The 19004-nt window shown below is 65.9% G+C and carries 20 protein-coding genes; 14 read left to right on the top strand and 6 right to left on the bottom strand.

Annotated elements, in window-relative coordinates; translation table 11 throughout:
- The first annotated feature begins 51 nt into the window (after positions 1-51).
- The 14 genes from rpsP to LFT46_RS12070 all read left to right on the top strand — a co-directional run bounded on the left by rpsP (position 52) and on the right by LFT46_RS12070 (position 10523).
- Entirely contained in the window at positions 52-474 is a 423-nt protein-coding gene (rpsP, locus tag LFT46_RS12135) for a 30S ribosomal protein S16 (protein WP_236798655.1), read from the top strand.
- A 1-nt stretch (position 475) separates the two neighbouring features.
- Positions 476-718, top strand: coding sequence for an RNA-binding protein (locus LFT46_RS12130; RefSeq protein WP_018759999.1), 243 nt, complete (start codon positions 476-478; stop codon positions 716-718).
- A gap of 118 nt (positions 719-836) precedes the next feature.
- On the top strand, positions 837-1385 hold the full coding sequence (gene rimM / locus LFT46_RS12125) for a ribosome maturation factor RimM (RefSeq protein WP_236798654.1): 549 nt from the start codon (positions 837-839) through the stop codon (positions 1383-1385).
- Positions 1386-2198, top strand: coding sequence for a tRNA (guanosine(37)-N1)-methyltransferase TrmD (gene trmD / locus LFT46_RS12120; RefSeq protein ID WP_236819864.1), 813 nt, complete (start codon positions 1386-1388; stop codon positions 2196-2198).
- Positions 2199-2433: 235 nt separating this feature from the next.
- Positions 2434-2793, top strand: a complete 360-nt coding sequence (gene rplS / locus LFT46_RS12115; RefSeq protein ID WP_018768283.1) for a 50S ribosomal protein L19 — start codon at positions 2434-2436, stop codon at positions 2791-2793.
- An 82-nt stretch (positions 2794-2875) separates the two neighbouring features.
- Positions 2876-3556: a signal peptidase I gene (gene lepB / locus LFT46_RS12110; RefSeq protein ID WP_236819862.1), complete on the top strand. Its 681-nt coding sequence runs from the start codon at positions 2876-2878 to the stop codon at positions 3554-3556.
- Positions 3557-4378 (top strand): signal peptidase I, encoded by an 822-nt coding sequence (gene lepB, locus LFT46_RS12105; RefSeq protein ID WP_236798651.1) that lies wholly within the window; start codon positions 3557-3559, stop codon positions 4376-4378.
- A 2-nt stretch (positions 4379-4380) separates the two neighbouring features.
- Complete coding sequence (locus tag LFT46_RS12100) at positions 4381-5184, top strand: ribonuclease HII (protein WP_236802879.1); 804 nt, start codon at positions 4381-4383, stop codon at positions 5182-5184.
- Between the two features lie 48 nt (positions 5185-5232).
- A complete protein-coding gene (locus LFT46_RS12095) occupies positions 5233-5559 on the top strand; it encodes a DUF2469 domain-containing protein (RefSeq protein ID WP_056335405.1) in 327 nt (108 codons plus the stop codon).
- A 98-nt stretch (positions 5560-5657) separates the two neighbouring features.
- Positions 5658-6014 carry a YraN family protein gene (locus LFT46_RS12090; protein WP_236798650.1) on the top strand — a complete coding sequence of 119 codons (357 nt, stop codon included), beginning with the start codon at positions 5658-5660 and terminating at the stop codon, positions 6012-6014.
- A complete protein-coding gene (locus tag LFT46_RS12085; protein WP_236798649.1) occupies positions 6014-7558 on the top strand; it encodes a YifB family Mg chelatase-like AAA ATPase in 1545 nt (514 codons plus the stop codon). The genes LFT46_RS12090 and LFT46_RS12085 overlap by 1 nt, the downstream gene beginning before the upstream one ends.
- A gap of 116 nt (positions 7559-7674) precedes the next feature.
- Positions 7675-8811: a DNA-processing protein DprA gene (gene dprA / locus LFT46_RS12080; protein ID WP_236802878.1), complete on the top strand. Its 1137-nt coding sequence runs from the start codon at positions 7675-7677 to the stop codon at positions 8809-8811.
- 46 nt (positions 8812-8857) lie between these two features.
- Complete coding sequence (locus tag LFT46_RS12075; RefSeq protein WP_236798648.1) at positions 8858-9784, top strand: tyrosine recombinase XerC; 927 nt, start codon at positions 8858-8860, stop codon at positions 9782-9784.
- A 235-nt stretch (positions 9785-10019) separates the two neighbouring features.
- Positions 10020-10523 carry a DUF3145 domain-containing protein gene (locus LFT46_RS12070; protein ID WP_236798647.1) on the top strand — a complete coding sequence of 168 codons (504 nt, stop codon included), beginning with the start codon at positions 10020-10022 and terminating at the stop codon, positions 10521-10523.
- A 111-nt stretch (positions 10524-10634) separates the two neighbouring features.
- Here LFT46_RS12070 and fabF read toward each other — a convergent pair whose 3' ends face one another.
- The 6 genes from fabF to aceE all read right to left on the bottom strand — a co-directional run bounded on the left by fabF (position 10635) and on the right by aceE (position 18602).
- Positions 10635-11870, bottom strand: coding sequence for a beta-ketoacyl-ACP synthase II (gene fabF / locus LFT46_RS12065; RefSeq protein WP_236798646.1), 1236 nt, complete (start codon positions 11868-11870; stop codon positions 10635-10637).
- A 175-nt stretch (positions 11871-12045) separates the two neighbouring features.
- Positions 12046-12291 (bottom strand): acyl carrier protein, encoded by a 246-nt coding sequence (locus tag LFT46_RS12060; protein WP_009359314.1) that lies wholly within the window; start codon positions 12289-12291, stop codon positions 12046-12048.
- 77 nt (positions 12292-12368) lie between these two features.
- Positions 12369-13430: a beta-ketoacyl-ACP synthase III gene (locus LFT46_RS12055; RefSeq protein ID WP_236798645.1), complete on the bottom strand. Its 1062-nt coding sequence runs from the start codon at positions 13428-13430 to the stop codon at positions 12369-12371.
- Complete coding sequence (locus tag LFT46_RS12050; RefSeq protein WP_236819860.1) at positions 13427-14356, bottom strand: ACP S-malonyltransferase; 930 nt, start codon at positions 14354-14356, stop codon at positions 13427-13429. The genes LFT46_RS12055 and LFT46_RS12050 overlap by 4 nt, the downstream gene beginning before the upstream one ends.
- A gap of 88 nt (positions 14357-14444) precedes the next feature.
- Complete coding sequence (locus tag LFT46_RS12045; protein ID WP_236798643.1) at positions 14445-15689, bottom strand: PucR family transcriptional regulator; 1245 nt, start codon at positions 15687-15689, stop codon at positions 14445-14447.
- A gap of 171 nt (positions 15690-15860) precedes the next feature.
- A complete protein-coding gene (gene aceE / locus LFT46_RS12040; protein WP_236819858.1) occupies positions 15861-18602 on the bottom strand; it encodes a pyruvate dehydrogenase (acetyl-transferring), homodimeric type in 2742 nt (913 codons plus the stop codon).
- Positions 18603-19004 lie beyond the last annotated feature (402 nt).

Here is a 19004-nt window from a genome sequence, read left to right as displayed (position 1 = left end):
GGTGCAGAAAGCCGGGTTCACCCCTTTTCTGAAACAGGAGTGACCACAAAAGTGGCCGTAAAGATTCGCCTTAAGCGCTTCGGTAAGATGCGCGCACCGTACTACCGCATCGTCGTCGCGGACTCACGCACCAAGCGTGATGGCCGTGCCATCGAGGAGATCGGCAAGTACCACCCCACCGAAGAGCCCTCATACATCGAGGTCAACTCAGAGCGTGCCCAGTACTGGCTGTCCGTCGGCGCCCAGCCGTCCGAGCAGGTTGCCGCGATCCTGAAGATCACCGGTGACTGGCAGAAGTTCAAGGGCCTGCCGGGCCAGGAAGGCACCCTCAAGACCAAGGTCGAGAAGGAATCCTTCGTCGCCCCGGAGAAGGGCTCGGTCATCATCCCGGAAGCCATCACCAAGAAGGCCTCCAAGTCTGACGCTGCCGAGGCCCCTGCCGACGCCGAAGCTGAGACCACCGAGGCTGAGTAGATTGCTGGCAGAAGCGCTGGAGCACCTGGTCCGTGGAATCGTCGATTCCCCGGATGACGTCAAGGTCAGTTCGAAGAACAACCGCCGCGGGGATACCCTCGAGGTGCGCGTTCACCAGGATGACCTCGGACGGGTGATCGGCCGCCAGGGCCGCACGGCACGCGCACTGCGCACCGTGGTGGCAGCACTGGCCGGTGGCGAACCGGTACGCGTCGACGTCGTCGACACCGACCGCCGCCGCTGAGCGCTCGGCAACATTCAGTTCTTGCTCCGGCCCCTCCACCATCAGGTGGAGGGGCCGGTTTGCTTTCAACAACACAGTCCTTTCATCAGAAACACCACAACCCGGAACAGAGGAACAGATGCAGCTTCAGGTGGCGCGGATCGGCAAGCCGCACGGCATTCGCGGGGAAGTCACGGTCCAGGTGCTGACGGACGCCCCGGAGGACCGGTTTGTCCCCGGTACCACGTTCGTGGTTGAGCCTGCTGCGTCCGGTCCCCTCACTGTGAGCAGCGCCCGCTGGAACAAGGACATCCTGCTGCTCGGATTCGAGGAAGTGGCTGACCGCAACCAGGCTGAAACCCTTCGCGGCGCCAAGCTGTTCATCGAAACCGAGGAGCTTGACGAGGACGACGATGACGAGGGCTGGTACGAGCACGAACTGGTCGGCCTTGAGGCCAGGATCGGCTCCCGGGTGGTGGGCAAGGTGACGGCGCTGAACACCATGCCCGTCCAGGACCTGCTCATGGTCACCACCCCCGGCGGTGAAGAAATCCTCATCCCGTTCGTGGAACAAATCGTGCCGGAAGTCAACGTCGAGGAGGGCTACATCCTCCTCACCCCGCCGGACGGGCTCTTCGAACTGAACTCCGACGAAGCTGCTGCCCTCGAAACGGAAGGCAGGGACTAGATGCGGATCGACGTCGTCAGCATCTTTCCTGAATACCTTGCCCCGCTGGAACTCTCGCTGATCGGCAAGGCCCGCCAGGATGGAATCCTGGACCTGCACGTCCACGACCTGCGCAGCTTCACCGCTGACAAGCACCGTTCCGTGGACGACACCCCGTACGGCGGTGGCGCTGGAATGGTCATGAAGCCCGAGCCCTGGGCGCAGGCCCTCACCGCCGTGGCGGAAGGGCGCCCGGATCCGCAGCGCAAGCCCGTGCTCATCGTTCCGTCCCCTGCGGGCGAGCGGTTCACCCAGGCCCTAGCCTATGAACTGGCGGAGGAGCAGCATCTGGCGTTTGCGTGCGGGCGGTACGAAGGCATCGATGAACGCGTCATCGAATGGGCGCAGGAACACTTCACCGTCCGCCCCGTCAGCCTGGGCGACTATGTGCTCAATGGCGGGGAAGTGGCCGTCCTTGCCATGGTGGAGGCCATCGGCCGCCTGCTCCCCGGCGTTGTCGGCAATCCCGAGTCCCTAGTGGAGGAATCCCACTCCGACGGGCTCCTGGAATACCCGGTCTACACCAAGCCTTCGGTCTGGCGGGACCGCGAAGTGCCGCCGGTGCTCCTCAGCGGCAACCATGGCAGGATCGCCCAGTGGCGCCGCCACGAACAGTACCGCAGGACGGCTGAGCGCCGCCCGGACCTCCTGCAGGGGTTCGACGCCGGCAGCCTCCCACGTGCCGACCGCAGCGAATTGCACAACCTGGGCTACGACGTCGTGGACGGCCGCCTGGTCCGCCGCCCGGAACCGGACGCCGCACAGGAGGGTTAACCCCGGCGGAATTGGCGTAACCCTGCTGCTGTGGCAAAATTAACCCTTGTGTCTGCTGGGTCCGCACCTGCCACAGGGGGTAGCGCGGCCAACAGCGTGGCAACCGGCCCCATCAAGCCTTGAAGCGGCCGGACTACTTTACTTCGGCGGTGATGCCCGGCCTGCTTTCCAGTGGGCCGACTTGCCTGCCGTTACCCAAAGTGAATGACCTGTGGCGTTCACCAGGAGTGCAATCATGCATATTCTCGACTCCGTCGATGCAGCCTCGCTGCGCAACGATGTTCCCGAGTTCCGCGCGGGCGACACCCTCAAGGTGCACGTGAACATCATCGAAGGCAAGAACACCCGTGTCCAGGTCTTCCAGGGCTTCGTCCTGGGCCGCCAGGGCGATGGCGTTCGCGAAACCTTCACCGTCCGCAAGGTTTCCTTCGGTGTCGGCGTGGAGCGTACCTTCCCGGTGCACTCCCCGATCATCGAAAAGATCGAGGTTGTCACCAAGGGTGACGTCCGCCGCGCCAAGCTGTACTACATGCGTGCACTGCGCGGTAAGGCCGCCAAGATCAAGGAAAAGCGCGACTTCAGCTCCGCCAAGTAAGTCCAGCCCGGACTCACTGCCACGCCGGAGCACGGCCGTAGCCGGCAAGCGCCGGAGCAACACCAGCGCCAGGATACAGACCATGCACCAGACAAAACGCCAGCCCCGCAAAAAGGGCTGGCGTTTTGTCGTTGCAGCGGCGTTGCTCCTTGCTGTTGCCATCAGCGGACTGGTCCGGTCACTGTGGCTGGATGTCTACTTCATCCCCTCGCAGTCCATGGAGCCGCTCCTGGAAGGCGGGGACCGCATCCTGGTATCGCGCACGGACTTCCAGTCCGAACCCATCCGGCGCGGGGACGTTGTCGTCTTTGACGGCCGCGGCAGCTTCGCCCCGCTGAACAGCGGCAAGGGCCCCTTCGCGGACGCCGCGGCGTCCGCCCCGCAGTGGCTCGGCGTCGCCGGCAGCGACACCACCTACGTCAAAAGGGCCATCGGCGTTCCAGGCGACACAGTGGTCTGCTGCGACGCTGCCGGGAAGGTCACCGTCAACGGCGTTCCCCTTGACGAGCCCTATGTTTTTCCGGGGGACGTGCCCAGCACCCAGAAATTCAGCACCCTGGTTCCGGAAGGCAGGCTATGGCTGATGGGGGACCACCGCTCCGTCTCCGCCGATTCCCGCAGCCTGCTCGGCGCCCCGGGCGGTGGCCTGGTGCCGCTGGACCGGGTGATCGGCCGGCCGGTCCAGATCCTTTGGCCGCTTGATAGATTTGCTCCTGTAGCACGGCCGCCCGCAACGGGGCCAACAACACAGAACGGACGGTAAATGCCCGAGAACCACGCGCGGAAACCTGAACCGCGCCACGACGGCGCTTCAGAAACGCCCGCCGTCCAGGCCTCCTCCACGTCGGCTCCGGGGGAGGATCCGGAGTCAACCGCACCCGTCCACCGGCGGAACCGGGCGGAGTCCAAGGCTGCCGGCAACCCCTTCCTCGGGTGGCTGAAGGAAATCGCCACGGTGGTGGTCATCGCGGTGGTGCTGTCCTTCCTCATCAAGACCTTCCTCTTCCGGGCATTCTTCATCCCCTCCGAATCCATGGTGAACACCCTGGACGTGGACGACCGCATCTTCGTCAACCTCCTGGTCCCGGAACCGTTTGCCCTGAGCCGCGGGGATGTTGTGGTGTTCCGTGACACCAAGGGATGGCTGCCTCCGGCACCGGCCAAGGCACAGGGCCCGTTCACCTGGGTCCAGGACGGCCTCACGTTCGTTGGCCTCCTGCCGGACAACTCGGAGCAGCACCTGGTCAAGCGCGTCATCGGACTGCCGGGCGACCACGTGGTTTGCTGTGACGCCGGCGGTAAACTGACCCTTAACGGAACCTCGCTCGACGAGACCTACATCAATCCCGCCGAGGTGCCGCAGGTCCGCAACTTTGACGTCACCGTCCCGGAAGGCAAGGTGTGGGTGATGGGTGACAACCGGAACCACTCCGCCGATTCGCGCGCCCATATGGAGACCGACGGCGGATTCATCGACCTCAAGGATCTGGAAGGCAAGGCCGCCGTGATCGCGTGGCCGCTGAACAGGATCAAGACCTTGGACAACTACCCGGACGTGTTCAAGAACGTCCCGGCGGCGAAGTGACCATGTCCCCGGCAGTGCATGCTTCTCCGGCAATACAGGCTGCTCCGGCGACGAAGGCGCGCGCAGCCTCGAAGCCGGCGGCACGTGGTGCCAAGGCGCCCACCCTGCGGCATGAGCGGACCTTCAAGGCCCAGGGCGTGCGATTCCTGGCCGGGGTGGACGAGGTGGGCCGCGGGGCCCTCGCCGGCCCTGTCAGCGTGGGAATCGCCGTCGTCGACCTGGAACGCCAGAAGCCGCTGGCAGGCGTGCGGGACAGCAAACTGCTCAGCCCGGCCGAGCGGGAACGCCTGAATCCCCTGGTGCGGCGGTGGAGCGTCGCCTCAGCGGTGGGGCACGCCAGCGCGGACGAGATCGATTCCCTGGGGATCATTGCCGCCCTGCGGCTGGCGGGAACCCGCGCCTGGGGGAGCATCCTGGACGCCGGAACCATCCCGGACGCTGTGCTGCTGGACGGAAGCCACAACTGGCTTTCCCCGGCGGAACAGCTGTCCCTGTTTGACCAGCCCGTGCTGGAGGCGGGCTGCGAGGCGCCGGTCCACACCAAGGTCAAGGCGGACATGCAGTGCCTCAGCGTGGCCGCCGCCAGTGTCATCGCCAAAGTGGAGCGGGACCGCATGATGCGGGAACTGCACAGTGAGTATCCCACTTATGGATGGGACATCAACAAGGGCTACGCCACCGCTGGCCATCGGAACGTGCTGCGCGCTGCCGGCCCCACGCCCTACCACCGGGTCAGCTGGCGGCTGCTCGGCGGGGAGCTGCAGGGCATGGACGTCCCTGACGGGGAAGAGCCGTACGAAGACTGACTCCTGCGCCCGGCGCCAGGCGCGCCGCACATGGTGCAAGATGGAAGCATGAGTGCTGAAGATCTTGAGAACTATGAAACCGACATGGAGCTTCAGCTCTACCGTGAATACCGGGACGTCGTCGGCCTGTTCAGCTACGTTGTCGAGACCGAGCGCCGCTTTTACCTTGCCAACCACGTGGACCTCCAGGCCCGCAGCGCCGACGGCGAGGTCTACTTCGACCTGACCCTCCAGGACGCCTGGGTGTGGGACGTCTACCGTTCGGCCCGGTTCGTCAAAAGCGTCAGGGTCCTGACCTTCAAGGACGTCAACGTCGAGGAACTGCCCCGCAACGAGGAGCTGGCCCTGCCCAAGGATGTGGACCTGGGCAACTAGCGCCACCACTTTCCCTCCACACCAGGCCCTGTCCACATACGGCAGGGCCGTTCTGTCTCCCGCAGACCTCCGCCGCCAGGCTGGTTGCGGAGGTAGAAATGAAATCAAAAGACCTGTTGGGCAGGCACGGCGAGGACCTCGCCGCCGGCTTCCTTGAAGCTTTGGGCATGCTGGTGGTGGAGCGCAACTGGCGGTGCGCCGAGGGCGAGATTGACATCGTTGCCCTTGACGGCGATGCCCTGGTCATCGCCGAGGTAAAGACCCGCCGCTCCCTGGACTATGGCCACCCTTTCGAGGCAGTGGGCCCGGAAAAGCTGGCACGGCTGCACCGTTTGGGCGCTGCTTGGTGCCGGGACCGGGAACTGCGAATGCCGCTGCGCCGGGTGGACGTCATCGCCGTAGTGGACGACGGCGGCGGCGAACCTGTGGTGGAGCACCTCAAGGGGGTGGGGTGATGGCGCTTGGCCGCACCTACTCCATCGCCCTGGTGGGACTGAATGGCTACCTGGTCGAGGTCGAGGCGGACATCGGCCAGACGCTGCCGGCGTTTGTCATTTTGGGCCTGCCGGATGCTTCGCTGAACGAGGCCAAGGAGCGTATCCGTTCCGCCGCCAAGAACTCCGGCATCCCGCTTAGCCGCAGGAAGATCACCGCCAATCTCATACCCGCCTCGCTGCCCAAGCGGGGATCCGGGTTCGACCTCGCCGTGACCATGGCGGTGCTCCGGGCAGCGAACGACATCAAGCCCACCGGACGCACTGTCTTCATCGCTGAGCTGGGACTCGATGGAAGGCTGCGGCCCGTCCGTGGCATTCTGCCTGCAGTCATGGCGTCGGTCCAGGCAGGCTACTCCGAGATCGTGGTGGCACAAGCGAATTTTGCCGAGGCTTCCCTCGTCCCGGGTGCCAGTGTTCGCGGGTACCGCACACTGGCGCGGCTGGCCCTCGACTTCGGCGCTGATCCCCAGGAGCTTGCCCTGGATTTCGAACCGGACGACTCCGACGATGACGCGGATGGTGCTTCGCCGCCGGGGCCGTGTCCGGACATGGCAGATGTCTCCGGCCAAGGCGACGCCCGCAGGGCATTGGAAGTTGCAGCCGCAGGGGCACATCATCTGCTTCTCACTGGGCCGCCGGGTGCGGGCAAGACCATGCTGGCCGAGCGGCTGCCCGGTTTGCTGCCGGATCTTGGCGACCAGGAGTCCATGGAGGTCACCGCCATCCACTCGCTGTGCGGCCTGCCGGCCTCCGCGGTGCAGCTCCTGCGCCGCCCGCCCTTCGAAAACCCACATCATTCAGCCACCGCTGCAGCCATCATCGGCGGCGGCTCGGGTCTGCCCAGGCCGGGCGCTGCGTCCAGGGCCCACCGCGGTGTGCTTTTCCTAGACGAGGCCCCCGAATACGAACGGCGGGTCCTGGATGCCCTGCGCCAGCCGTTGGAGAGCGGAGAACTGGTGATCCACCGGTCTGCGGGCACGGCGGCCTATCCGGCCCGGTTCCAGCTGGTGCTCGCCGCGAATCCCTGCCCCTGCGGCAAGGCCTCGGGGAAGGGCCTGGACTGCACCTGCACGCCTATGATGCGCCGCCGTTACCTCGCCAGGATGTCCGGGCCGCTACTGGACCGGGTGGACATCCAGCTGCAGGTGGAGCGTGTGTCCCTGGCTGAGTTCGGACAGGCCGGTACCGAAGAGGACACCGCATCGATCGCGCGCCGGGTGCTGGACGCCCGTGCCAGACAGGCCGAACGCCTGCACTGCTTCGGCCTCGAGACGAACTCGCAGGTGCCGGGACGGGTCCTGCGTGGTGTCTTGCGGCTCCCGGCAGGTGCCACCCGGATCCTGGACCAGTCCCTGGAACGGGGAGTGCTCACCGCGCGGGGGTATGACCGGGTCCTCCGGCTTGCCTGGACCCTGGCGGACCTGGGGCACCGGGACGCGCCGGACACAAACGACATCGGGCAGGCGTTGGGCCTGCGGCAGGCCGCGGCGGTTGCGGCATGACAGGAGTGGCAGGACGGAGCGGGTTGAAGGAACTGGGTGTGGAAAAGGAACCGGGTGTGAAGAAGGAAACGGGTTTGGACGCGGAACGAGTGGCCCGGGCCGCGCTTTCGCGGCTGATGGAGCCGCAGGATACGGCCGGCCTGGCCCTCGTTCAGATCGCCGGGGCAATTGACGCCCTGCGCATCGCCACCGGCCAGATATCGGCAGGTCCCGACCTGGAGCGCGAGATCACCCTTCTGCTGGCGGACAGTGGTGCCGGCGGAAGCTGGGCGGGGCTGGCCGCCGCGCTGAAGCGCTGGCAGCCACGGCTTCCCGACCTTGCGCCGGAACGCGACCTTGCCACCATGGCACGCCTTGGTGGCCGTCTCATCATTCCAGGCGATGAGCTGTGGCCGGTCCAACTCGCGGACTTGGGAATCCAGGAGCCCATCTGTCTCTGGTGGCGCGGCCAGCAGCAGCCGTTGCCGGCCGTGGACAAATGCATCGCCCTTGTGGGATCAAGGGACAGCACCAGCTATGGAGCAGCCGTCACAGGGGATCTCGCGTACTCGCTGGCGCAGCGCGGCTTTACCGTGGTTTCAGGCGGAGCCTACGGGATTGATGCCCACGCCCACCGGGCAGCGCTTGCCGGTGGCTCCGCCGCCGTCCCCACCATCGCCGTCATGGCCGGGGGAGTGGACCGGTTCTATCCATCGGGCAACGATGATTTGCTGCGTTCTGTGGCAAACCAGGGCGCGGTACTGGCCGAGGTGCCGCCTGGGTCGGCACCGACCCGCTTCCGGTTCCTGCAACGGAACCGCCTGATAGCTGCCCTCTCCGCGGTGACCGTGGTGGTGGAGGCACGCTGGCGCTCAGGAGCACTCAACACGGCCCACCACGCCGAAACCCTGGGCCGCGCCGTCGGTGCCGTTCCCGGCTCGGTCCACAGCGCCAATTCCGCCGGCTGCCACCGCCTGCTTCGGGACGGGGGTGCCGTCTGCGTCACCGATGCAGCCGAGGTGGCCGAGTTGGCTTCACCCAGCGGAACGGCCCTGCCGGAACAGCGTACGGCGGAAGCCGCAGTGCAGGACGGGCTGACCCTGGAGGACCTGATCCTGCTGGACGCGCTGCCGCTGCGTTCCACCACTTCCGTGGAAAAGCTTTCGGCGGTGGCGGGCCTTGGCCAGGATTCGGTCCGGGCAGGACTGGGGAGGCTGGGGCTGCTTGGACTCGCTGTCTCCGAGCGGGGCGGGTGGAAACGCGGCAGGGGATGACCGTGTCTGCCTGGGGAGGAAGCCATGCAACTGGGAAGGTAGAGGAGTGGATAATGATGAACTGCCCGCGGAGCTCAGCGCGGCCCTGGACGGCTTTGCCGGTTACTTGTCAGGGGAACGTGCGGTATCGGCCCATACCCGGCGCGCTTACCTGGGTGATCTGCGCAGCCTCCTGTCCCATGCGGCATCAGAAGGCGTGGCAGGGCTGAACGACCTTGAACTGGGGACATTCCGCCGCTGGCTGGGCAATCAAAGCTCATCGGGGGCCTCCCGGGCGACCCTCGCGCGCCGGGCTGCTACGGCCCGGACGTTCACCGCCTGGGCGCTCCGTGAGGAACTCATCGACGTGGACCCTGCGCTGCGGCTCAAGGCACCCAAACGCGAAGGATCCCTGCCTGGCGTCCTGCAGGCCTCCCAGCTCACGCGGATCCTGGAGCGGCTCGAGATCTCGGCCTTTGAGGGCGAACCCATCGCCGTGCGGAACCGGGCCATGGTCGAACTCCTCTACGCCACGGGTATCCGGGTAGGCGAACTTGTGGGCCTGGACATCGATGACCTGGATCCGGACCGCCGGACGCTGCGGGTGATCGGCAAGGGCAACAAGGAACGTACCGTCCCGTTCGGAGTTCCCGCAGCCGTGGCCCTCGACGACTGGCTCCGGCGGGGACGCCGGGCACTGGCCAAGGACACCAGCGGACCGGCCCTTTTTCTCGGCGCCCGCGGTGCACGGGTGGACCAGCGCCAGGTCCGCGCCCTGGTCAATATGCTCTTTGAAGCACTGGGAGATACCTCCGCGACTGGACCCCACGCGCTCCGGCACTCTGCCGCCACCCATCTGCTCGACGGCGGAGCCGACCTTCGCGCGGTGCAGGAGATTCTGGGCCACAGCAGCCTGGCCACCACCCAGATCTACACTCACGTCTCGGTGGACCGCCTGCGGAAGAGTTATCAGCAGGCCCATCCCAGGGCTTGACCACCGCAGCTAATCGCACTGGCGTAATTCCATGAGGTACGGCACAATAAGAGTCACGTCCGGCAACTTTCAAGTACCGCTTGAAGCCCCTGTGGTTTCGTTCGGCGCGGCAAGTCCGGACACAGCTTTATCTGATACATCTGAATACAGGGAACCACCGCCGCAGTGAAGGCATGGCAGTTCCATCCAGGCAGAGGTCGTTGGGGAAGACGTACCTAGAGCTATGGAGGATGGAATGTCTATTGCAACGACCCGTGGTGTGCTGTTCGTTCACTCGGCCCCTACGGCGCTGTGCCCCCACGTTGAGTGGGCGGTCGGCGCTGTGGTGGACAAGCGGACGGACCTTGAGTGGACCGCTCAGCCAGCCGCGCCCGGAATGTTCCGGGCCGAGCTGTCCTGGACCGGCGCGCCCGGTACAGGTTCGAAACTGGCGTCCTGCCTCCGTGGCTGGGCGCACCTTCGGTATGAGGTTACTGAGGAGCCCAGCCAGGGCGTGGACGGCGGCCGCTGGTCGCACACCCCCGAGCTGGGAATTTTCCATGCTGTCACTGACGTCCATGGCAACATCATGGTGTCCGAGGACCGCATTCGGTACGCCTATGAGTCCGGCGCCGGCGACCCATCCGCCGTCTACCATGAACTGTCCCTCGCCCTGGGCGAAGCCTGGGATGAGGAACTTGAGCCGTTCCGCCATGCTGCCGAAGGCGCCCCGGTCCGCTGGCTCCACCAGGTGGGCTGACCGCCGTCGTCCATTCCCGGGCGGCTAAAACAGCAGCAACACTTCCATAGCACAAAGGAGGCCCCGCCAGCCGGCGGGGCCTCCTTTCGTATCCGGGACAACCCGCACGGACTACACGCTGCGGATGGCCACCACGGCGTTGTGACCGCCGAAGCCGAACGAGTTGCTCAGCGCCACGATGCTGCCTGCGGGCAGTTCGCGGGCGGAGGTGACAACGTCGAGCGGGATTTCAGGGTCCTGGTTTTCAAGGTTGATGGTGACCGGGGCCTTGCGCTCATGGACGGCCAGGACGGTGAGGACAGCCTCCACGGCACCGGAGGCGCCCAGGAGGTGGCCCATCTGCGACTTGGTGGCGGAGACGGCCACGTTCTCCACGTGGGCGCCCAGGGCGGCACGCAGCGCCGTGTACTCGGGCTTGTCGCCAACGGGGGTGGAGGTGGCGTGCGCGTTCACGTGAACCACGTCTTCAGCGTGGATCCGGCCATCGAACATGGCAGCCTTCAGCGCGCGGGTGGCGCCCAGCCCTTCGGGGTCCGGGGCCGTGATGTGGTAGGCGTCCGCCGTAACCGAGGTACCGGCGAGCTCGGCATAGATGCGGGCTCCACGGGCAAGCGCGTGTTCCTCTGCTTCGAGGACCAGGGCGCCGGCGCCTTCACCCATGACGAAGCCGTCACGGGCAGTGTCGTACGGACGGGAGGCGCGCTCGGGCTCGTCGTTCCGGCGGGACAGGGCCTGCATGGATGCGAACGCTGCCAGCGGCATGGGGTGGATGGCGGCTTCCGCGCCACCGCACATCACCACGTCTGCCTTGCCGGAGCGGATGAGTTCCAGGCCGAGGTGCATGGCCTCGGTGCCCGAGGCGCAGGCAGATACGGGTGTGTGGGCGCCGGCTCGGGCGCCAAGATCCAGGCTGACGGCCGCGGCAACGCCGTTGGGCATCAGCATGGGGACGGTCATGGGCAGGACGCGGCGCGGGCCTTTTTCCTTGAGCGTGTCCCAGGCGTCCAACAAGGTCCAGACGCCGCCGATGCCGGTGGCAAAGGCCACGGCAAGCCGGTCCTGGTCGAATTCCGTGATGCCGGAATCAGCCCAGGCTTCGCGGGCGGCGATGACGCCGAACTGCGTGGAGGGGTCCATCCGCTTGGCTTCAACGCGGCTCAACACGTCGAGGGCCGGCGTGCTGCACCGGGCGGCGAAGTGGACAGGGAGCTCGTACTTGGCTACCCAGTCGTCCTCGAGGGTGCGGGCACCGGAGACCCCTTTTAGGGCGTTGTTCCACATGGTGGGAACATCGCCGCCGATGGGCGTGGTGGCACCCAGACCGGTAATGACTACTTTGCGTGTCATGGGATCACTCTTTCGTCGGTGGGGAATCCGGCTGCGTCCGCCGCAGGGTCCCGCACATGTTGATGATCGGCCAGTCCCGGTCGGGGTACTGCGCCGGATAAATGCGGCGGGCTGCCGGTCCGGTCAATCCGGACCGGCAGCCCTGCCAAGCCGTAAGACGGCGAAAAGCCTGTGACTAGGCCTGTGCTCCGGCAATGAAGCTGACAGCGTCGCCAACAGTCTTGAGGTTCTTGACCTCTTCGTCCGGAATGCGGACGCCGAACTTTTCCTCGGCGTTGACCACGATGGTCATCATGGAGATGGAGTCGATGTCCAGGTCCTCGGTGAAGGACTTGTCCAGCTCGACGGCCTCCGGGGCCAGGCCGGTTTCCTCGTTGACGATTTCAGCCAGGCCGGCCAGGATCTCTTCGTTGCTAGCCATGTGTGGCTCCTTTTCTTGTATTGCCGGCAGAGGCTGCCGGAAACGGTCCAGGCCGCGGTTGCGGCCCTTGGGCGTATCTAGGGAAGGACAACTACCTGTGCGCCGAACACCAGGCCGGCACCGAAACCGATCTGCAGGGCCAGCCCGCCGCTCAGTCCGGGGTTCTCCTGAAGGAGCCGGTGCGTTGCCAGCGGGATGGAGGCAGCGGATGTGTTGCCGGCCTCGGCAATGTCCCGTGCCACTGTAACCGTCTCGGGCAGCTTCAGCTTCTTCACCATCTCGTCGATGATGCGCATGTTGGCCTGGTGGGGGATGAAGGCCACCAGGTCTTCGGCCTCGATGCCGGCGGCGTCGAGTGCCTGCTGGGCCACCTTGGCCATCTCCCACACTGCCCAGCGGAAGACGGTCTGGCCGTCCTGCCGGAGGGTGGGGTACAGCTCCTGTGCCTCTTCCAGAAGCGCGAGGTCGCCCGTGGAGTCGGACTGGCGGGCGGCGAGTCCCAGGTCGCGGACATCCAGCAGGGAGCGGGTCATGCCAATGGCATTCCACTTGCTGCCGTCAGAACCCCACACCGATGGGGCGATGCCCGGGGTGTCGGAGGGGCCGACGACGACGGCGCCGGCACCGTCCCCAAGGAGGAAGGAAATGGTGCGTTCGCGGTTGTCGATGACGTCCGACAGCTTCTCTGCGCCGACCACCAGGACATACTTGGCGGCGCCGGAGCGGACCAGGGCGTCCGCTTGGGCAATGCCGTAGCAGTAACCGGCACAGGCCGCGGAGATGTCAAAGGCAGGAGCCGGAGTGGCCCCGATCCTGTCGGCCAGGCTGGCTGCGGCGGAGGGCGTGGCGTAGGGGTGGGTCACGGTGGAGACAATCACGGCACCCAGGTCCGAGCCATCAATGCCGGCCTTCTCCATGGCTTCGCGGGCCGCTCCCTCAGCCATGTCGATCACGCTGACGTCGGCAGCTGCGCGGTGGCGGGTGATGATGCCCGTGCGCTGGCGGATCCACTCATCAGAGGAATCGATCCACTGGCATACGTCCTCGTTGGTGACGATGACATCCGGCCGGTAAGCCCCCAGTCCCACGATCCGGGTGTGCTCCTGGATGGGAGCCTGCTTCAGTGTGGGAACGCTCATGCGTTGCCCTCCAGTTCTGCGAAGAGCGCCAGCGCGGCGGAGAGGTCGTCGGGGGTCTTGACTGCAACGGTCTTGACGCCGGGCATCCCGCGCTTGGCGAGTCCGGCCAAGGTGCCTGCAGGAGCCAGCTCGATCAGGCCGGTAACGCCGCGCTTCACCATGGTCTCCATGCACAGGTCCCAGCGCACCGGGCGGGACACCTGGGCGATCAGGCTTTCGACGGCGGCGCCTCCGTCGGTGACTTCCCCGCCGTCGTAATTCGACAGGAGGGGCACCTTCGGGGCCACCGGGTTCAGCTGCGGCGCCAGCGCTTCCAGGGCGGTGACTGCAGGGGCCATATGGCTGGTGTGGAATGCGCCGGCAACCTTGAGCGGAATGACGCGCGCCTTGGCCGGCGGGTTGTCAGCAAGCGCTTTGAGCTGTTCAAAGGTACCTGCGGCAACTGTTTGGCCGGCACCGTTGACATTTGCCGGTGTGGCACCGGATGCCTCGATCGCGGCAAGCACCCCTGCGGGGTCACCGCCCACGACAGCGCTCATGCCGGTGGGTGTGACGGCTGCCGCGGCGGCCATGCTGTTGGCGCGCTCCCGGACGAACGTCATGGCTTCCTGCTCCGTCAGCACTCCGGCGAGGGCGGCAGCGGTGATCTCACCCACCGAGTGGCCGGCCAGGATGACCGGAAGGGAGTTGAGTTCAACATCGAAGAGGGAGGCGGCGGTGACCAGCCCCGCGGCAACGATCAGGGGCTGCGCCACGGCAGTGTCCTTGATGGTTTCCTCGTCGGAGGTGGTCCCGTGGGCGATCAGGTCGATCCCTGCGATGTCACTCAGGGAGGCCAGTTGGCCTGCCACCGAGGGTAGTTCCAGCCAAGGGGCCAGAAAACCCGGGGTCTGTGAGCCCTGTCCAGGGCAGACTATTGCAAGCACGTAACCAGCTTTCCAAATTACTGTGTGATCCAGCGGTGTTTCTCCGCACCAAGCTCACGGGGTCAGGTTGTAGGAAGTCTACAATGCCTCAGGCCTGGTTCCGGGAAGCCTGCCGCTCCGTGGCGGCCTTCGGCGGGGCTGAAAGACGGCCCACGACCAGTGCCGCCTGCAGCACGAACGCCTCCCGCGGGAGCAGCGGGTCCCAGCCGGTGACGTCGCAGACCCGCTTCAGCCGGTACCGGACGGTGTTCGCGTGGACGAAGAGTTCGCGCGCCGTGGCCTCCAGCGAGTGGCCCAGTTCCAAGTACGTTCCCAGCGTTTCCACCAGGCCGTTGGAGGCCGCCAGGAGCGGCCGGTAGATGTTCTTCACCAGGGAACGGCGGGCAGCGTCGTCGCCGGAAATAACCCGTTCCGGCAGCAGGTCATCGGCGGCCACCGGACGGGGTGCGGACGGCCAGGCCCGGGCAGCGGTCAGCCCGGCAAACGCCGATTGGGCGGAGCTGCTGGCCTCCAGCAACGAGCTGGCCTCCGGGCCATAGACCACGGGCCCGGGGGCGAACATGTCGCTCAGCTTCACGTACGCGGTTTCGCGGTCCTGGACCCCGCCAAGGATGAGGATCAGCCGGTCGCCCTGGATCCCCACCAGCGCATCCTCGGCGTACCGCCCAGCCATTCGGCGCAGCTCGCTGACGTAGCTGGCGCTGGGTTCGGACGGCGAATTGCCCACCATGACCGTGAACCGTTCCTGCGCCTTCCAGCCAAGCGCTGCAATGCGTGAGCGCAGTGCGTCGGTGTTTTCGCCGCGCAGGATCGCATCCACGATCAAGGCTTCCAGGCGCGTGTCCCAGGATCCGCGGGACTCGGCAGCCCTGGCGTAAACATCTGCGGCTGCAAAGGCGACTTCCCGCGAGTAGCGCAGCACCGCCTCGCGAAGGGACGGCTGGTCTGCCTCCGGTGCGATGACCGGCACCTGGTCCTCCACCACCTCCACCACGATCCTGATCAGCTGCAGTGCCTTCTGGAGGCTGATGGAACGGGTCAGCTCAGTGGGGGCGGTCCCGAAGACGTCGGTGAGAATCCACGACGGCGAGCTGGGCCGCTCATACCAGGTGACAAAGGCCGCGATTCCGTTCTGCGCCACCATGCCCAGGGCCGACCGCTCGTCAGCGCTGAGCCGGCTGTACCACGGCAGCGACTGCTCCAGCTTGCGCATGGTGGCGGTGGAGAGCTGTCCCACATTGGCACGGAGCTGCTTGAGGGTCTCGGACTTCTCCGGGGTGACCTTCGGCGCGGGCGGTTTCCGCTTCGAAGACGGGCTTGCTGGTGCTGGCATTCTTTGAGCATACGGCCACCGCCCCGCAAGCTCCATTTGTGCGAAGGCTACAATCCGCTTTGCCCTGCGTCACAGCGCTCCTGCTGCTTTTGAAACGAACGACGGCGGCCCTCACCTTGTGGGGTGAGGGCCGCCGTCGTTCGCTGCTGGTTCCGCTGTCCAGCCCGAAGGCTAGGCTTCGCCTCCGGCGTTGCCGGTGGTGCCGGCATTGACGTTGAGCAGCTTGTACTTCTCGATCGCCTTCACCGGGGCGTCGACATCCACCTCGCCGCGGCGCGCCAGCATTTCAAGGGCACGGACCACGATGGAGTGGGTGTCGTTCTTGAAGTAGCGGCGGGCTGCTGCGCGGGTGTCGGAGAAGCCGAAGCCGTCGGCGCCGAGGGTGGCGAATTCGTTGGGGACGAACTGCCGGATCTGGTCCGGGACTGCCTTCATGTAGTCGGACACGGCGACGATGGGGCCGGTGGCTCCTTCGAGTTGCTGGGCGACGAAGGGGACGCGGGCGGGCTGGCCGGGGTTGAGGAAGGCTTCTTCTTCGGCGGCGAGGCCGTCGCGGCGCAGTTCGTTCCAGGAGGTCACGGACCAGACGTCGGCGGAGACGTTCCAGTCATCTGCCAGTACGCGCTGGGCTTCGAGGGCCCAGGGTACGGAGACGCCGGAGGCGAGGATCTGGGTGCGGGGACCGTCGATCTTTGCCGGGGCGAGCAGGTAGATGCCCTTGATGACGCCTTCGACGTCGAGGTTCTCCGGTTCTGCGGGCTGGATGATGGGTTCGTTGTACACGGTGAGGTAGTACATGACGTTCTTGTCCGTCGAGCCTTCCCCGTACATCCGTTCCAGGCCGGAGCGGACGATGTGTCCGATTTCGTAGCCGTAGGCGGGGTCGTAGGTGAGTACGGCCGGGTTGGTGGAGGCCAGCAGGGGGGAGTGGCCGTCGGCGTGCTGGAGGCCTTCGCCGGTGAGGGTGGTCCGTCCCGCGGTGGCGCCGATGATGAAGCCGCGGGTCATTTGGTCCGCTGCTGCCCAGAAGGCGTCGCCGGTGCGTTGGAAGCCGAACATGGAGTAGAACACGTAGACCGGGACCAGGGGGATGCCGTGGGTGGCGTAGGAGGTTCCGGCGGCGGTGAACGCTGCCACGGCGCCGGCTTCGTTGATGCCGGGGTGGATCAGCTGGCCCGCGGGGGACTCCTTGTACGCCAGGACCAGGTCACGGTCCACCGACAAGTAATTCTGGCCCTTGGGGTTGTAGATCTTCGCCGTGGGGAAGAACGCGTCCATGCCGAAGGTGCGGGCTTCGTCGGGGATGATCGGGGCGATGTGCTTGCCGAAGTTCTTGTCCCGCATCAGGTCCTTAAGCAGGCGGACGAACGCCATGGTGGTGGCGGCCATTTGCTTGCCCGAACCGCGCTTGGCCACCTCGTAGGACTTCGCCTCGGGCAGCACGATCTCAGCGTGGGTGTTGCGGCGCTCCGGGACTGATCCGCCCAGCGCAGCACGGCGCTCCATCATGTACTTGATTTCCGGGGCGTCGTTACCGGGGTGGTAGTACGGCGGCCGGTACGAGTCGTTCTCCAGCTGCTCGTCCGTAATGGGGATCCGGAGGTGATCGCGGAATTTCTTCAGGTCGTCCAGAGTGAGTTTTTTCATCTGGTGGGTGGCGTTGCGGCCTTCGAAGTGGGGGCCGAGGCCGTAGCCCTTGACGGTGTGGGCGAGGATGACGGTGGGTTTGCCCTTGAATTCGGTGGCGGCCTTGTAGGCGGCGTAGACCTTGCGGTAGTCGTGGCCGCCGCGTTTGAGGTTCCAGATCTGGTCATCGGTCAGGTCCGCGACGAGGTCTTTGGTTTGCGGGGTTTTGCCGAAGAAGTGTTCGCGGACGAACCCGCCGGATTCGGCCTTGTAGGTCTGGTAGTCCCCGTCGACGGTTTCGTTCATGATCTTCACCAGGGAGCCGTCGGTGTCGCGGGTGAGCAGGTCATCCCATTCCCGGCCCCAGACGACCTTGATCACGTTCCAGCCCGCGCCGCGGAAGAACGCTTCGAGTTCCTGCATGATCTTGCCGTTGCCCCGGACCGGCCCGTCCAGGCGCTGGAGGTTGCAGTTGATCACGAAGTTCAGGTTGTCCAGGTTCTCGTTCGCGGCGAGCTGGAGCAGGCCGCGGGACTCGGGCTCGTCCATTTCCCCGTCGCCCAGGAACGCCCAGACCTGCTGGTCGGAGGTGTCTTTCAGGCCGCGGTTGTGCAGGTAGCGGTTGTTCTGGGCCTGGTAGATCGCGTTCATCGGCCCGATGCCCATGGACACGGTGGGGAATTCCCAGAAGTGCGGCATCAGGCGCGGGTGCGGGTAGGAGGACAGGGCGTGGCCCTGGCGGGACTTTTCCTGCCGGAACCCGTCCATGTCTTCCTCGGAGAGCCGGCCTTCCATGAATGCCCGGGCGTACATGCCGGGGGAGGCGTGGCCCTGGAAGAAGACCTGGTCCCCGCCGCCGGGGTGATCCTTGCCGCGGAAGAAGTGGTTGAACCCGACCTCGTACAGGGTCGCCGCGCCGGCGTAGGTGGAGATGTGCCCGCCGACGCCGATATCGGGCCGCTGCGCCCGGTGCACCATGACCGCGGCGTTCCACCGCATGTAGGCCCGGTAGCGGCGTTCGTACTCCTCGTTGCCCGGGAACTCTGCTTCCTGGTCCACCGGGATCGTGTTCACGTAATCGGTGGTGGTCACCATCGGCACACCCACGCTCTGCGCGCCCGCGCGCTGCAGCAGGCTCCGCATGATGTATTGGGCACGCTCGGTACCCTGTTCCCTGATCAACGCATCCAGGGACTCAACCCACTCGGCAGTCTCTTCCGGATCACGATCAGGCAGCTGGTTAGTCAACCCGCTGAGGATATGGGAGGTCTCTTCTCCTGCAGCCACGTCCAACCTCTCTTTGCGCGCATGAATCGGCGCACTCAGGCCAGGCAGGGTGACTGCCCGGCGTATATACGCCGTGTGCGACGTATCGGTTACAACAGCCCGGTCATGTGTGCCGGGCAGCTTCCTAGCGCTCCTATGTCTGCACGGAGTCACACGGTTGTCGTCCCGCAGGCATAGTTGTCACCAGCCACTCTAGCCCTGACGCGAACCCGATGCGTAGCTGCGGCCCCGGCGCTCCAGTTGTATTTCGTTCGTCATACTGGTTGTGTGACCAAAAGCCCCTGCGACGGGGCTGTTGTCGCGGGATGTGACGCAGAATATGCGCAATCCCGGGGGCGGCAGCTTGAAGCGCAGGCACAAAGGGTGTTGGCTTGGGAGTAATGGAAATCACTATGCACACCG

It is taken from the genome of Arthrobacter sp. FW306-07-I (genome assembly GCF_021800405.1).
In the GTDB taxonomy this organism is placed as follows: Bacteria; Actinomycetota; Actinomycetes; order Actinomycetales; family Micrococcaceae; genus Arthrobacter.
This window is presented reverse-complemented; position numbering and strand designations above follow the sequence as displayed.